16 protein-coding genes and 3 pseudogenes are annotated in these 14,049 nt (G+C 36.6%); 6 read left to right on the top strand and 13 right to left on the bottom strand.

The window, feature by feature from the left end:
- Positions 1-69 precede the first annotated feature (69 nt).
- Positions 70-585 (top strand): peptidylprolyl isomerase, encoded by a 516-nt coding sequence (locus ACLLO5_RS13140; RefSeq protein ID WP_413175906.1) that lies wholly within the window; start codon positions 70-72, stop codon positions 583-585.
- Between the two features lie 105 nt (positions 586-690).
- On the opposite strand, the gene ACLLO5_RS13135 is transcribed toward ACLLO5_RS13140, so the two are convergent.
- Together ACLLO5_RS13135 and ACLLO5_RS13130 are read right to left on the bottom strand one after the other, a co-directional pair.
- Complete coding sequence (locus tag ACLLO5_RS13135) at positions 691-1,266, bottom strand: Uma2 family endonuclease (RefSeq protein ID WP_413175905.1); 576 nt, start codon at positions 1,264-1,266, stop codon at positions 691-693.
- A gap of 67 nt (positions 1,267-1,333) precedes the next feature.
- On the bottom strand, positions 1,334-2,077 hold the full coding sequence (locus ACLLO5_RS13130) for a Uma2 family endonuclease (protein ID WP_413175904.1): 744 nt from the start codon (positions 2,075-2,077) through the stop codon (positions 1,334-1,336).
- Positions 2,078-2,516: 439 nt separating this feature from the next.
- Here ACLLO5_RS13130 and ACLLO5_RS13125 point away from each other — a divergent pair, with 439 nt between their 5' ends.
- Complete coding sequence (locus ACLLO5_RS13125; RefSeq protein ID WP_413175902.1) at positions 2,517-3,221, top strand: nuclease-related domain-containing protein; 705 nt, start codon at positions 2,517-2,519, stop codon at positions 3,219-3,221.
- A 346-nt stretch (positions 3,222-3,567) separates the two neighbouring features.
- Here the strand turns inward: ACLLO5_RS13125 and nifD are convergent.
- Together nifD and nifH are read right to left on the bottom strand one after the other, a co-directional pair.
- Positions 3,568-4,932 (bottom strand): annotated as a pseudogene (gene nifD, locus ACLLO5_RS13120) (nitrogenase molybdenum-iron protein alpha chain); the annotation flags it as partial.
- Positions 4,933-5,067: 135 nt separating this feature from the next.
- A pseudogene (gene nifH, locus ACLLO5_RS13115) lies at positions 5,068-5,529 on the bottom strand (nitrogenase reductase); the annotation flags it as partial.
- A 110-nt stretch (positions 5,530-5,639) separates the two neighbouring features.
- Between nifH and ACLLO5_RS13110 the strand changes: the two are divergent.
- Positions 5,640-7,067, top strand: coding sequence for an integrase (locus tag ACLLO5_RS13110; protein WP_413175901.1), 1,428 nt, complete (start codon positions 5,640-5,642; stop codon positions 7,065-7,067).
- Between the two features lie 10 nt (positions 7,068-7,077).
- On the opposite strand, the gene ACLLO5_RS13105 is transcribed toward ACLLO5_RS13110, so the two are convergent.
- Positions 7,078-7,614 (bottom strand): response regulator, encoded by a 537-nt coding sequence (locus tag ACLLO5_RS13105; RefSeq protein WP_413175899.1) that lies wholly within the window; start codon positions 7,612-7,614, stop codon positions 7,078-7,080.
- A 61-nt stretch (positions 7,615-7,675) separates the two neighbouring features.
- Complete coding sequence (locus ACLLO5_RS13100) at positions 7,676-8,338, bottom strand: class I SAM-dependent methyltransferase (protein WP_413175898.1); 663 nt, start codon at positions 8,336-8,338, stop codon at positions 7,676-7,678.
- 179 nt (positions 8,339-8,517) lie between these two features.
- Here ACLLO5_RS13100 and ACLLO5_RS13095 point away from each other — a divergent pair, with 179 nt between their 5' ends.
- Both ACLLO5_RS13095 and ACLLO5_RS13090 read left to right on the top strand, forming a co-directional pair.
- On the top strand, positions 8,518-8,772 hold the full coding sequence (locus ACLLO5_RS13095) for a UPF0175 family protein (protein ID WP_413175897.1): 255 nt from the start codon (positions 8,518-8,520) through the stop codon (positions 8,770-8,772).
- A complete protein-coding gene (locus ACLLO5_RS13090) occupies positions 8,765-9,250 on the top strand; it encodes a DUF3368 domain-containing protein (RefSeq protein ID WP_413175896.1) in 486 nt (161 codons plus the stop codon). The genes ACLLO5_RS13095 and ACLLO5_RS13090 overlap by 8 nt, the downstream gene beginning before the upstream one ends.
- A gap of 92 nt (positions 9,251-9,342) precedes the next feature.
- Here ACLLO5_RS13090 and ACLLO5_RS13085 read toward each other — a convergent pair whose 3' ends face one another.
- From ACLLO5_RS13085 to ACLLO5_RS13070, 4 genes are all read right to left on the bottom strand, one after another.
- Positions 9,343-9,762, bottom strand: a complete 420-nt coding sequence (locus ACLLO5_RS13085) for a retroviral-like aspartic protease (protein WP_413175895.1) — start codon at positions 9,760-9,762, stop codon at positions 9,343-9,345.
- Entirely contained in the window at positions 9,755-10,015 is a 261-nt protein-coding gene (locus tag ACLLO5_RS13080; RefSeq protein WP_413175894.1) for a hypothetical protein, read from the bottom strand. The genes ACLLO5_RS13085 and ACLLO5_RS13080 overlap by 8 nt, the downstream gene beginning before the upstream one ends.
- Before the next feature lie 193 nt (positions 10,016-10,208).
- Positions 10,209-10,511: a type II toxin-antitoxin system RelE/ParE family toxin gene (locus ACLLO5_RS13075; protein ID WP_413175893.1), complete on the bottom strand. Its 303-nt coding sequence runs from the start codon at positions 10,509-10,511 to the stop codon at positions 10,209-10,211.
- On the bottom strand, positions 10,511-10,771 hold the full coding sequence (locus ACLLO5_RS13070) for a type II toxin-antitoxin system ParD family antitoxin (RefSeq protein ID WP_413175892.1): 261 nt from the start codon (positions 10,769-10,771) through the stop codon (positions 10,511-10,513). The genes ACLLO5_RS13075 and ACLLO5_RS13070 overlap by 1 nt, the downstream gene beginning before the upstream one ends.
- A 156-nt stretch (positions 10,772-10,927) precedes the next feature.
- On the opposite strand from ACLLO5_RS13070, the gene ACLLO5_RS13065 reads away from it, so the two are divergent.
- Positions 10,928-11,167, top strand: coding sequence for a hypothetical protein (locus tag ACLLO5_RS13065; RefSeq protein WP_413175891.1), 240 nt, complete (start codon positions 10,928-10,930; stop codon positions 11,165-11,167).
- Positions 11,168-11,187: 20 nt separating this feature from the next.
- Here the strand turns inward: ACLLO5_RS13065 and ACLLO5_RS13060 are convergent, their stop codons facing one another.
- The 3 genes and pseudogenes from ACLLO5_RS13060 to nifU all read right to left on the bottom strand — a co-directional run bounded on the left by ACLLO5_RS13060 (position 11,188) and on the right by nifU (position 13,888).
- On the bottom strand, positions 11,188-12,012 hold the full coding sequence (locus ACLLO5_RS13060; protein WP_413175890.1) for a hypothetical protein: 825 nt from the start codon (positions 12,010-12,012) through the stop codon (positions 11,188-11,190).
- 320 nt (positions 12,013-12,332) lie between these two features.
- Positions 12,333-12,770, bottom strand: a pseudogene (locus tag ACLLO5_RS13055) (AAA family ATPase); the annotation flags it as partial.
- Positions 12,771-12,973: 203 nt separating this feature from the next.
- Positions 12,974-13,888, bottom strand: a complete 915-nt coding sequence (gene nifU, locus ACLLO5_RS13050) for a Fe-S cluster assembly protein NifU (protein WP_413175889.1) — start codon at positions 13,886-13,888, stop codon at positions 12,974-12,976.
- Between the last annotated feature and the right edge of the window lie 161 nt (positions 13,889-14,049).

The raw sequence follows: 14,049 nt of genomic DNA, 5'->3' as shown, positions 1-14,049 counted from the left end.
ATGTTCAAGATTTTGGGTAAACTGGAAGCGACAAAATAACGCATTGCACAGATTAGTAATTCAATATTCATGACAAATCCCACCGCAACTCTTGAAACTTCCCTTGGTACTATTACTCTTGAGCTATTCACCGACGTTATGCCCATAACTGCGGGAAATTTCATCAAATTGGCCAAAAGTGGCTTTTATGATGGTCTGCATTTCCACCGTGTGATTAAAAACTTCATGGTGCAGTTTGGTTGCCCCTACAGCAAAGATCCTAGCTCTCCTCGTGCGGGAACAGGTAATAGTCCTGATGGGTGCATTCAAGATGAGCATCCCGAAGATGGGAAACTTTCTAACGAACCAGGAACTCTATCTATGGCTAATACGGGGAGACCTAATAGTGGCAGTTGCCAGTTTTTCATCAACACTGTCCACAACTCCTATCTAGATTGGTTTACACCCGGTCAATCCAAGCATCCTGTTTTTGGTCGAGTTACTGAAGGCATGGATGTATTGAAAGCCATTGAAACTACTCCTACGGGTGCAGGCGATCGCCCCAAAACTCCGGTTAAAATGATCAAAGTTACTATCCACGAATAAACTAAAGGATTAGTGCGGAGGTGTCTCCGCACACCGCTATCTTCAGGCAAAATCTCCTGTTTCTCATGAAAGAACTCCACAAAAAAACTAATCCGATCAAACAAACTAACCTTGAGTTTCTTCTTCAGTAAAAATAGGAGGCCATAATTCAGAAATAGCTAATTCCCAACCTGGAAAAAGTTCTGGTAAAGTTAAAATATCGCCATTATTTAAAATACTTGGTTCACCTTGATGACGATAAACCGTTACAGTCTCCTCATCAGGATCAATTAAAATTCCAATCACAGCACCTAAGTTTATAAAATTGAGAATTTTAGTAACTAAAGGTTTAATTCTATCACTTTGAGATTTAATTTCTACTACTAAATCTGGTACAAGTTCACCAAAATAACGGGGACTTTGACGCAGACGTGCAGCCCGAACAAAAGAAACATCTGGTGCGGTGAGGTTGCTATCAGGTAAAATAAAACCACCAGCAGAATCAAATACTCTTCCTAAACGACGAGGATAAACCCAATTAGCTAATAGCCGGCTAAAAAGAATGCTAACTTCACTAGATACAATATCCGATGGACCCACAATAGAAATTCTCCCGTTTGTTAACTCAACATCGTAATCTAAACCGGCTGCACTAAAAGCGGTTTGGACTTGTTCTACATCTTTAATAGTCATTATTGACATAAAATAATACTCCTAGATATACAAAGTTGGGGTAATTAAAACAAACACAATTTGATTTTAGATTTCCTTAAATCGTATCTGGATCAATATTTAATTCTCTCAATTTCGCGGCTAACTTTTGGGATTTTTTATCTGATATTTTCGCCTTTTCTGCTTCCACTGCTGCTCTTTTAGCTTCAATTTCTGCTCTTGTTGCTTCCATCTCTGCGCTTTCTTCCGGTGTAGGAACTAAAGCTCCTGATGATGTAAAATATCTTAATAAACCATCATAAATCCCTAAATATAAACCCAATTCTTCACTCCATAAATGTCCTTTTTCGTTAGGTTCTAAGGGTTGATATTTGCCACTGATTAAATTAAATCCTGCAAATTCTAATGTATAAGGATCAAACCAAAAATAATCAGGTGTCCGGAAAGTATCTTGATAAAGTAGTTTTTTAGTTTCTCTATCAGTTTTAGCTGTAGTTGGTGAAAGAATTTCGACAATGACATGAGGATATTTGCCATTTTCTTCCCACACAACCCAACTTTTTCTAGTTTTTCGTTCTGTTCCTAAAACTACGAAAAAATCTGGACCTCTAACATCTTCTGATTTCTTTTGATGAGGACTATAGTAAATACTCAGGTTTCCGACAGCATAAAAATCACTTCTCTCTTTCCATAACCATTTGAGTGATTTTATTAAGAGCATTATTTGTTCGAGATGCAGTTCTGTTTCCACAGGAGGTTCATCACTATATAGGTCACTGGGCGGGAAAATGATATCTTCTAAGGTGTTAGGTTGTGATTCCAGTGCTTGAGTAATCATCATGATATGATACCAAGTAATTATTTGTTTATTGTAGCATTAATTGTCCGAATCAGGATATCCAGAATTTACAGGATTTTATTTATCATTATTGTTATGCGATCTCACTACAATAAAATTGATATCCAATCATTGAAATCAAAATGGAAGTTATTCAACTTACAAAGATAGTGGATTTATCAGTCCATTTACATCTTGATATTCCTACACAAATTGATCCAAAACAAGTAAATATTATGCTGGTAATTTATTCAGTTGTCGATCTAAAGATCAGAATCTAAACTAGGATTTTTCTGATTTGTTAGGATAGTTAAATTGTCCGTTATTAAACAGATTGAATTTTTGGTGTTTTCTGAGCTAACTGAAAGCGATTGCCAAACAGGTTTAGAATAGTATAATATATTTATTATCAATCTTAGTAAATATCATTAAATACATACCCATGCCAAAGCTAAATTCTCAAGCAGGAGAAAACGTTCGTGAAATGGCTTTAAAAAGACGGATAAAAGCCATTACTTCTTTTGCTTCCGCAGGTTTTATGGTGTTATTCCCATTTTTATTTGTGAAAATTTTTGATGATTTTTTGAAAAAAATATTTTCTCTAAATTCTTCCCAAGCACCACCTCCAACATTACAATTCCCAATAATATTTTATGCTCTGTTTATTTTTATTTCTGTCTGCTTATTCATCAATGGTATTTATTTGTGGAAAAGAGCAAATCATGCTGATCAAGGTGCTAAAGGTGAAGAGGATATTGCCCAATTAATGACTCAATTAAAACACGCAGGATGGCAAATTGAATATGGAATGCGCTTAGGTAATGGATTAGGAGATGCTGATATTATTTGCATTTCACCTAAAGGAAAAGCTTATGTAATTGATGTTAAATCACACCGAGGAGAAGTTACCACAGATGGAACACAATTATATAAACAGATGGGAAAATCAACTTATGCGTTTGAAAAAAATTTTCTGCAACAAGCAATGAAGCAAGCTTTACAAGTAAAAAAACAGAAAACCTTAAATTTTGTTACACCAATTGTGGCTTTTTCTAATGCTCAGGTTTCCTTACCAGCAGAAAAACTACAAAATGTTTATGTGGTTGGAAAGGAAAAATTAATCCCACTTTTAAAGTCGCTGGATTAGAAATCGTAAGCTGTTGAACATTGAACTTGCATATTGCTTAAAAATAAAACTCTTGTGGGGTGGGCATCCTTATGCAAATCAAAAGTTTATCAGTTTACTCAAAATTAGATAAATTTAGGCTAATAAAATTCCCCATAAAAAAGTGTTCCATTTAACATTCTTGATTTAAGCCGAATTTAAGCTAAATCTCAAAACCAGACTGAATCAGAGTTATACTATATTCAGTATTTAACAAACAATGTTACTCACAAACCATATAACTTTCACTTAGACTAAAAATCAACTTCTCTTAATTCCCAAATCAAAAAACCTCAAATTAACGCACCTTTCAACAAACACGATCAAGTTCGGAGTAATCCCAAGAGTGCATTTGACGGAAAGGAAGACCCATCTTTTGGAAGACATACTTCTCTTTCACACCAGAAGCAACTAAGTCTGGCTTCAATGCTTTGATGAATTCTTCAAATTCGTAAGCGGTAACGTCGTCATAAACGATAGTTCCGTTTTCGATGTAATTGGTAGTACGTTTATAGTCGTCATTATGAGCGAACTCATAACCTGTACCAATCATCTTCATTCCTAAATCTTGGAAAGCGGGAACAACGTGACGAGGACGTAGACCACCAACCATCATTGCAACTGTCTTACCTTCCAAACGGGGGCGATATTGCTTAACGATCGCATCCATTGTGGGTTGGTACTTAGCAATTACCTTCTCAGCATTTGCTTGGATTTTTGCATCAAACTTAGAAGCGATTTCACGTAAAGATGCAGCAATCTTGGTGGGTCCGAAGAAATTATACTCAAGCCAGGGTATACCGTAGGCTTCTTCCATGTGACGGCTGATGTAGTTCATCGAGCGGTAACAGTGGATGAGGTTCATCTTCACGTTGGGGGTCATCAACATTTCGTTGATTGTACCATCACCAGACCACTGAGCAACAACACGCAAACCGATTTCTTCTAACAAAATACGGCTGGCCCAAGCATCACCACCGATGTTGTAGTCACCAATGATGGCTACGTCATAAGGAGTGCCTTCAAACTTCAATGTACCATCTTTCTTAGCTTGGTCGGCTCTGGGGAATACCCAGTCACGAATCATGTCGTTAGCGATGTGGTGTCCTAAAGACTGAGACACACCACGGAAACCTTCGCAACGGACAGGAATTACTGGCTTACCGATGGTTTTGGATGTCTTCTTAGCTACTGCTTCGATGTCATCCCCAATTAGACCGATGGGACATTCAGATTGAATAGAAACCCCACGATTTAAGGGGAATAATACGTCTAATTCTTCAATTAACTTGGTCAGTTTCTTGTCTCCACCGAACACGATGTCGCGTTCTTGGAAATCTGAAGTGAAGTGCATGGTACCAAAGGTATCAACACCTGTTGTACCTAAGTAGTAGTTACGACGACCAGACCAAGACCAGTAACCGCAACCTACAGGACCGTGGCTGATGTGGATCATGTCCTTAATAGGACCCCAAACCACACCTTTAGAACCTGCGTAAGCACAACCACGAGCAGTCATTACACCAGGAAGGGATTTGATGTTAGATTTAACACCACAATCAGCCTTACCTTCTTCGTATACGTTTAAGTGCTTCTCGCGCTTTTTAGCAGCTTTTTCAGGGTAAGCTTTGAGAACTTCTTTAACTAGTTCTTTTCTTTGTTCAACAATCTTCTTGTCATCGGTCGAAGCCATTGTCTATCTCTCTTGCTTCTAAGGAACGGGTATAAGGATGGGGACTTGATGTCCCCTGTGGGTATGAAGGGGAAGGGAAGGTAAAAAGGAAATTGTGTAGAGTTTCCCTTTTTCCTTTTCCTAATTTATAGATTTCTACTTAGCAGCAGATGCTGGTTTGCCAATGATTTCAGCGTGCTTGGAATCATCGTCAAGAATACCGAATTCAACCAACAATGCTTCCAACTCATCCATTTCGATTGGGGTGGGGATGGTGAGATTTTTGTTGTTGATGATCTTCTTAGCTAATGCGCGGTATTCATTACCCTGATCGCTATCAGGTGCATATTCGTTAACAGTCATACGGCGCAATTCTGCGTGTTGAACGATGTTGTCGCGGGGTACGAAGTGAATCATTTGAGTGTTCAAACGTTCAGCCAAGGTTTCGATCAATTCGATTTCACGGTCAACCTTACGGCTGTTACAGATCAAACCACCTAAACGTACACCACCGGAGTGAGCATATTTCAAAATACCACGAGCGATGTTGTTTGCAGCGTACATCGCCATCATTTCACCAGAGGTAACGATGTAGATTTCTTGTGCTTTACCTTCACGGGAAAGAGCAATAATATAATTTTAAAAGCCGGAAAATGTTTATTTTCTACAATGTTTGCTGCAATCATTGTTTTGAGTAAACAGTTTTTTTATTAGGGTAAATCTAGGGTATGGACAGAACACAGGAAGCATTTGCCGATTTTCACCAAACAGCTATTACCGATGGGGGATATTTAGGCAGAATGCAAGCAGTAGAAAATCAAGAAAATCACCTAACGGCAAAACTGACAACAGAATTAAAAGCAATTAATGCTAGACTAAGAGCCGCAAGGGTGAGTGTTTCTGTCAGAAGATCCGGTAATTCTTTACAATTGAGAAGTACACTACCTATTAAACCAGGTGATATTGATAAAAACGGTAGCGGGACAAAGCAATATGATATTTCTTTGGGTATTCCCTTTAGTTTTAATGGTTTAAATACTGCGGAAGAAGAAGCTAATGAATTAGGAAAATTAATTGCTAGAAAACAATTTGTATGGAATGATAAATATTTAGGTAAAACTAGATTCAAAGCTAAATTTCTCACCATTGGAGAATTGATTTCTGAATTTGAGCAAAACTATTTTCAAACCAGAAAACGCACTCTCAAAAGTAACAATACCTTTAATAGTTATTTCTATATTGCTAAAACACATTTACCAAAGGATAAATTAGCTATAAATGCTAATTTTATTGATGCTGTGAAATTCTGCACGTCATCGGATAGTGTAAAAAATGAATTAATTAAGGTAATTAGGGTTTTGTGTAAATGTTCTGGTTTAGAAGTTCCAGAATTGAGTAATTTAAAAATTAAAGCTATTTCTCAACGTAAACGTGATATACCCACTGACGCAGAGATAGAACAAGAATATTTAAAGTTTGAAAATTATGCTATCAATCGTCCTAGTAAGTTAACAACTAGAGAAGATAGAAATAATTGGAAATTGTGGAGATGGGTTTATGGAATGTTAGCCACTTATGGATTAAGACCAATTGAAATTTTTGTTAATCCTGATTTAACTTGGTGGTTATCGTCAGAAAATACAATGAATACTTGGCGAGTAAATGAAGAATGTAAAACCGGAGAAAGGGAAGCTTTACCATTATATCCGCGCTGGGTAGAAACTTTTAATTTAACAACAGATACAGAAGCAATTGAATTATTAAAAGTAAAAATTAAAGATAAAGTTACGAGTAGAGAAATCAACTCTGCGCGACATGGTACAGATAGATGGTTTAGATTTGTGGGTATTGCTTTTCAACCTTATGATTTACGTCACGCTTGGGCAATTAGAGCGCATTTAATGGGGATTCCCATTAAAGCTGCTGCGGATAATTTGGGTCATTCTGTGAATATGCACACATCCATTTATCAAAAGTGGTTTAGTTTGGAAAATCGCAAGGTTGCAATTGAGGAAGCGATTAAGAAAAAATCGAAGGTGGAAGATTTACAGGATATGGTGATTACATTGGAACAGGAAAATGAGAGGTTGAGAATTGAGAATGAAAGATTAAGGTTGCAGATAGGAAATCAAAGTTTGATGAAAATGATTAATTAAAGTTGTAAAGTTAATTTTTTTCATCAGTATAAATAAAATTTTTGACAACTTTGATTAAATTTGGAAGTGAGTAGTCAATAAGTCTACGAGAAATTTGATATTTTAATTCAGGATCTTCATTAGCATGAAATTCTGTAATTAATACTTGTATTTCCTGTAGTGCATCATCTCCAACGAAATAACTAAATTTGTTATTACAGATGCGTGATACTTTGCTATCTGTTTTGTTAACATAGGCAGATAATATACTTCCCTTAGAAGCCCAAAAATGATCAAAATTTTGATCTTTATATGTGTAAAAAATCCAATTTACTGGATGCAGTGATAAATTATTACCAGCACGCCTAATTAATTCATAACCATTCATTTTTGGCATTACTATTTCTGTAATCACACAATCTGGAATTATAGGAGATATCTTTTGTAAAGTTTCCCATACTTCCAAACCATTTTCCAAAGTAATAACTTCTACATTCAAGTTTTCGAGTTGTATTTTGATTTGTGCGCGAGTATATTCATCGGGATCAGCAATGATAATTAATGTCATATATTTGATGATTTTAATGAAATCTTTAGGTTGGGTTAAGTAACAACATAACCCAACTTACCTATTTTTTAAATGTTACTCTAAATCGTCTCACGGAAGATGATCTTTCATAATCTAAATAATCTTCAAAATCTACTAATGATAAACCAGCATCTACAAATTTCATCACGTCATTTTTAGTTAATGGATAAGGGACTTTATCAAGTTGATCTTCCATATTTCTACCTCTACAAATTACCAATAATGTACCATCAGGAGCGAGAAAATTAGCAATTAAAGAAATGGCTGGTAAACTTAATTCTGGAGGTAATGCTTGCAGTGTATAGGATTCTAAAATAAAATCAAAAGTTTGATTCCATGTACTAGGAGGATTTAATAAATCAGCCACTAAATAGTTAACATGAGAATTAGGAAATCTATTTTTACACCATTCTATTGCTGAGGGTGAAATATCAAAAGCTGTGACTTTAAAACCACGTTGAGATAATTCTTCTGCGTCATCTCCCAAACCACAGCCAATTGTTAATGCTGTTTTTTCCTGACTTTGAATATTATGATGATCTAACCATTGTACTAGGTTATGATTAGGTTTCATCTCTGCCCAAGGAATAGCTGTATTGTCGTTGTTTGCTTGAGAGTAAAGTTGTTCAAACCATTCTTTTGGTTTACCAGCTTCAATATATTGCTGGGCTAGATTTTGAACGTAAGCTCGATTTTCTGTCATATATTTATCATAAATCTCTATATTCTAGTTTATCAGCAATCACTCGCCTAAGCTAAAGCTTGCACAATTGATTAATAATAGGTAACAACTGATTAAGATTCATATTTTTGTGGATAAAAAATGGTTAAAAATTATATAATGCTATTGTAAATTAGAAACCTCCCAATTTGATTAATGTCATGAGTATAAACATTAATGTTGAACTTCCTAATGATGTTTTTTCAGCACTTCGCAGTAACCCAGAAACTTTTGTGAAAGAAATGCGTTTAGCTGCTGCTGTAAAATGGTATGAAGTGGGTATGATTTCCCAATCTAAAGCTGCTGAAATTGCAGGAGTTAGTCGTCATCAATTTTTAGAAGCACTTGATAAGTATAATGTTTCTCTTTTTCAAGTAACTCCTGAAGAATTAGCTGAGGAGTTAGCGCGTGAATAGAAAATGGGTGGTGAATAGTTCACCATTAATTGTATTAACTAAAATTAATCAGGTTCATCTACTCAAAGAACTTTGTAATGAATTGATTATTCCCAGTGGTGTTGTTCAAGAAATATGTGTTGCACCTGATAATGATCCGGCAAAAATTTGGATAAATAATGAAGGATCTATCTATATTAGAGATGTGGATCAGATTGATATATCAATTGCTGCATGGGATCTTGGTTTAGGTGAAAGTCATGTTTTAAGTTGGATATATAAAAATCCCGGATATGAAGCAATTATAGATGATCGCGCTGCCAAAATAGCCGCAGTAGCTTTGGAAATTCCTGTACGCGGAACTTTAGGTGTTATTTTACTTGCGAAACAAGAGGGTAAGTTAAAATCTGCTCGATCAATTTTTGAACAACTTCCAGAGGTTGGTTTTAGAGTTAGTAGGCAAGTTTTAGATTCAGCACTTAAATTAGTTGGTGAATAGTGCTGCGATCGCACTCCACAAACCACAACATCGGAAAAGCGATCGCACTAAGAACCCACAACATCGGAAATGCGATCAGATCAGTTTATTATTTATTTTCTTCTTGGATGTACCTCAAAAGCTAAATCTGCACGATAAAAACACACATCAAACTCTGCAAAAAAATTCATGTGTCCAAGTATGACGGGTGCTTCTCTAGATTCTGTCCAAGCAAATGCAAGCAAAACAGGCGAAAATTCAGCAATGGTAGCTGATAAAACTAATCCCCGTGCTGGGAAATGGGCTAAATTCCCGATTAACTGAATTGGAACTTTTTGCTGTTCCCAAATTGCTCCTAGTTGCAGACCTATTTCATAGGGTAATACATTAACGCTTGCACCTGTATCTAGCAAAGCCATAACTTCAATAGAACGGTTTTTGTGAGTTAATGTTAATGGTAAATAAGGCATATTGCTGGAAACACCAGGAGTGTTACTTCGCTCAATAAAGGGAAATCTTTTACTTTCAAGCATAGCCTTCTTCCTTTGCTGCTGTTAGCATATCAGATAATGCTTGAGCCGCTTCATGGGCATGATATGGAGACCAAACAACGGCTTCAGTAGATGCTAGTTGCTCCAGCAGCAAGTCTTCCTGTTCTTTATTATCAGGTGATTCTAAATTGCATCCTTCTTCTTTTGCTACGGCTAATAATAGAAAATGAATAAGACGCAATTTATCTTGGTGGGATAGCTGACTAACAGTAGGTAGCAATTCATTTAGTGGCATATAGCAAGTTATGACAGTATTGGATAATAATCCTAAGATAACAATATTTTAATCGCACTCAAACCAAACACCGAAAAGCGTTAGCGTCTCGTAGAGATAGCTTACCAAAGGTATCGCTCACCCATAAACCACAATACCGGAAATGTGATCGCTTACCTCACCGCAGGTATCGCATCATAGTAAATTTTTGATTTTAATCTTTAAATTCTTCAAATACAGCCTTTAAATCTCGTTTTCCATAAACAACACGGACAATTTCAATTCCATTTTCTAAAGGATAATAAAAAACAATATAATCATTCACTATAAAACCACGTAAATCAGATGCAACCCAAGGATAGTCTTTTCCCATGTTTGGAAAACTAGAGACTAACTTACATTTTTGCCTAATATTATCAAAAAGTTGACTTGCTGCTTTGATATTGGTTTGAGCGATAAATTCACAAATTTCATTGAGGTCTTGAACCGCAAGTTTAGAGAAAAAATAAGTACCCATTATTGAAATTGTTCCATTTGCTTTAACTTTTCTTGTAATTGTTGAAAAACTAATTCACCTTCTATTACTTCACCTTGACGAAGTTGTTCTGTTCCTTCTGCAATTTTTTGTCTTAATTCAATGAGTTGCTTTTCTTTTTCATCATGTTGTTCTAAAAGTTGAAAAGCTACAGATAATAGTTCATCAATATTTTTGTACTTACCTTCTTGTAGTTTTTCAAGAATGTATTTTTCTTGATCTGGCTTGACTGCAATTTGCATCTTTATCTCCTTATCTTTGAATTGATAAAAGTTCTCAAAATTTTATTCTCAATACTAATTTTACCATTAAATCACCTACTTTGACCCACTAAATACAATCGCTCTCAAACCCACAACATCATAAATGCGATTGCTCTCAAACCCACAACATCATAAATGCGATCGCTCTCAAACCACAACACCGAAAATGCGATCGCTCTCAAACTAAACACCGGAAATGCGATCGCACATCAACCAAAACATCGGAAAAGTGATCGCACATCAACCACAACATCGGAAAAGCGATCGCACCCACAACCCAACACCGGAAATGCGATCGCATATCAACCACAACATCGAAAAGCGATCGCACTCCACAAACCACAACACCCAAAAAGCCACTGCTTCCATATATAGTGAAGTGACAACGCTAGTAACTAAGGACTAGTTAATTCAGCAAAGTTTTTCTCTGCAAACTGGACAAACCTTAGTAAGAGAATTAGGGAAGTATATGCTTCTTCTTCTTGTATGCTGGAAGCTGCTCCATGAGAAGCATCGTCTCGCCAATACTTTAATAAATCAGTATATTTACGAAATTCCTTTTGAATGAATTGATTTTTCTGTCCTATCAGATAGTTTTCTACTCTACTACGGCCTTGACTAGCAGAGTACATTGTTAAAATTTCGTCTTCATTTCCTTTTTTCTTAATTGCAAGAGCTAACAGAACTGATTCATAAGCAGATCCACACATTACACAGCAGGAAAAGTAGTTGTGTGAGCGATAGCATCCGATTGCTTCCTGACTCCGAGAATTATAACCATCACCAAATAGGTAAACTCGACTACTTAAAAGTTGAGAAAAGCGTCCATATTCTGAGGGAGTACAGTTATTTGTATCGAATTTTTCTAACCATGAGCGACCATATTGTGTTATTACAAACTTTGCACTAAAATTTTTTGGAAACTGTAGTTCATTCTGTTCTCTAATTGGATAAGGTCGCAGGATACTTCTAGAACAAAGATACCAAATAGCATCATAAAATGGTTCAGATCCAGTTACAGTTTCACAGGTTACAGGTTTATAAAATCCTGACTGGGTTTCCAAGTTGGGAGGTTTATTCTTTAAAAGATAATCTCCAATTACCTCATCTATAGAAAAAATTTGTTTGTTTGGATTGCGATGTAACCATGATAAGATTTGTTGTTGAGCATCCTCGTCTGTTAAATTAGGTGTAATATCGGTAAGTTTAAATTCAGTCATATATACGTAATATTGCTGTTGTATTGCCTATAGCAATTTTAAATCATAGGTGAAAATTTTCAAAATAGATAACAAAAATATATTTTCTTCCTATTAGAACTATCGTTATAAACGATCACGAGCAAATTATTCATCTGTAACACATTTATCAAAAATCATGTATCCCTCTTGACACAAGGTAAAAAATAGGGTAAACAAAATAAATAAAACCCCAACAAAAACCCCATTTTCCCAAAAATTCCCCAGGGCAAAAATAGGGAACAAAAAAACAAAATTCCTCAAACAATTGCACCATCAAAAACCCTAAACAACCCCCCTTAACCTTCACGGATAGGCATAGCAAAACCACCACATACAACGTCACCTAATACGTCGTAAGATACGAAATCTAAGTCTTGGTAAGCACCATTTTCTTCTAAGAAGTTAATAGCGGTGATAATACCACGACCTGCACAACCTACACCGGGTTCTGGACCACCAGATTCAACGCACTTAACACCACGGAAACCGGTCAACATTACTTCGTGGAGTTCCAAATCTTCAACTGCACCTCTTTCAGCAGCCAAGTGAAGAACGGTTGTTTGAGCCTTGGAGTGAAGCATCAAACGGGTGGAGTCAGCTTTAGGGTCGCAACCTACGATCATGATGCGTTGACCCATTTCAGCCATAGCTGCGAGGGTGTTTTGAGAGGTGGTAGATTTACCGATACCGCCCTTGCCGTAGAAAGCTATCTGTCTAATATTTGCGTCAGTAGTCATTGTTCGTGTTTTCCTAGAATTGGTTGATTGGGTGTCTTTCGTTTTTTGGTTCTCACGGCCAAGTTCTACGGCGGTGAGCGTGTGTAGAACGTCGCTATGGGGGCGATCGCTCTACAGACAATTTGATTGTGTTCATAGTGTTTATTGGGTTGTAAGAATTACTGGTTTGTTGTAGGGGTTTAGCAATGCTAAACCCTGACTATCTAAACTGCTTCAACAATGATATCTTTGCTGATGCGATCGCGTAACCTAGATTCAATCGCAATCTTTAAAGTTGCTGTGCTGCTAGAACATGAACCGCAAGCACCTTGGAGAACAACTTTCACTTTATCGCCTTCTACATCGTAAAGTTCAACATCTCCCCCATCGGCGATTAAAACGGGTCGGACTTCTTCATCTAATACTTTTTGAATTAAGGCAATTTTTTGTACATTAGTTAATGGTTTTTGTTGCCCTAAACTATTACCTAAACTTGAAACTTCTGTCTTAGCTTTCGCGCCATTGGTGTGGAGATTTTCTTTGGCGAACTCTTGCTTAACTTCTTTTATTATATCATCAATTTTCGCTAAACAAGAACCGCATCCGCCACCAGCTTTTACATAATTTGTTACTTGTTCTGCACTGAGAAGATTATTTTGAGCGATCGCTTTTCTAATCTTAGTATCAGTAATACTAAAACAAGTACAAATTAGAGTTCCTTCATCATCGTCATCATGGGCAGCTAAAGGAATGCCTCTATAATTAAATATAGCAGCTTCTAGAGCTTCTTGACCCATAACGGAACAGTGCATTTTTGCTTCAGGTAAACCACCTAAATATGCAGCAATTTCTTTATTGGTGACTTTCAAAGCTTCATCTAAAGTCAATCCTTTAACCATTTCAGTTAAAGCACTAGAAGAAGCGATCGCACTGGTACAACCAAAAGTTTGAAAACGAGCATCAAGAATCTTATCAGATGCAACTTCCACTTTCAAATGCAACCTGAGAGCATCACCGCAAGCAATACTGCCTACCTCTCCAGTTGCAACCTTCACACCAGGTTCATTTGTTTCTTCAATTGCACCTTGGTTTTTGGGATCGTAAAACAACTCTAATACTTTATCTGTGTAGTCCCACATAGTTTATTTTAAGAAGAAGGAGTTCAGGAGTCAGGAGTCAGGAGTCAGGAGTTCAGGAGTCAGGAGTCAGGAGTCAGGAGTCAGGAGTCAGGAGTCAGGAGTTCAGGACAAAGAATTAATTTTTCAACTCTTGCCTTTTGCCTTTTGCCTTCTTGCTGTCA

The organism is Anabaena azotica SJ-1 (assembly GCF_047275885.1).
Classification (GTDB): Bacteria; Cyanobacteriota; Cyanobacteriia; order Cyanobacteriales; family Nostocaceae; genus Trichormus_B; species Trichormus_B azotica_A.
The sequence above is the reverse complement of the archived record's forward strand: the minus strand, read 5'-3'. Positions and strand labels throughout refer to the sequence as shown.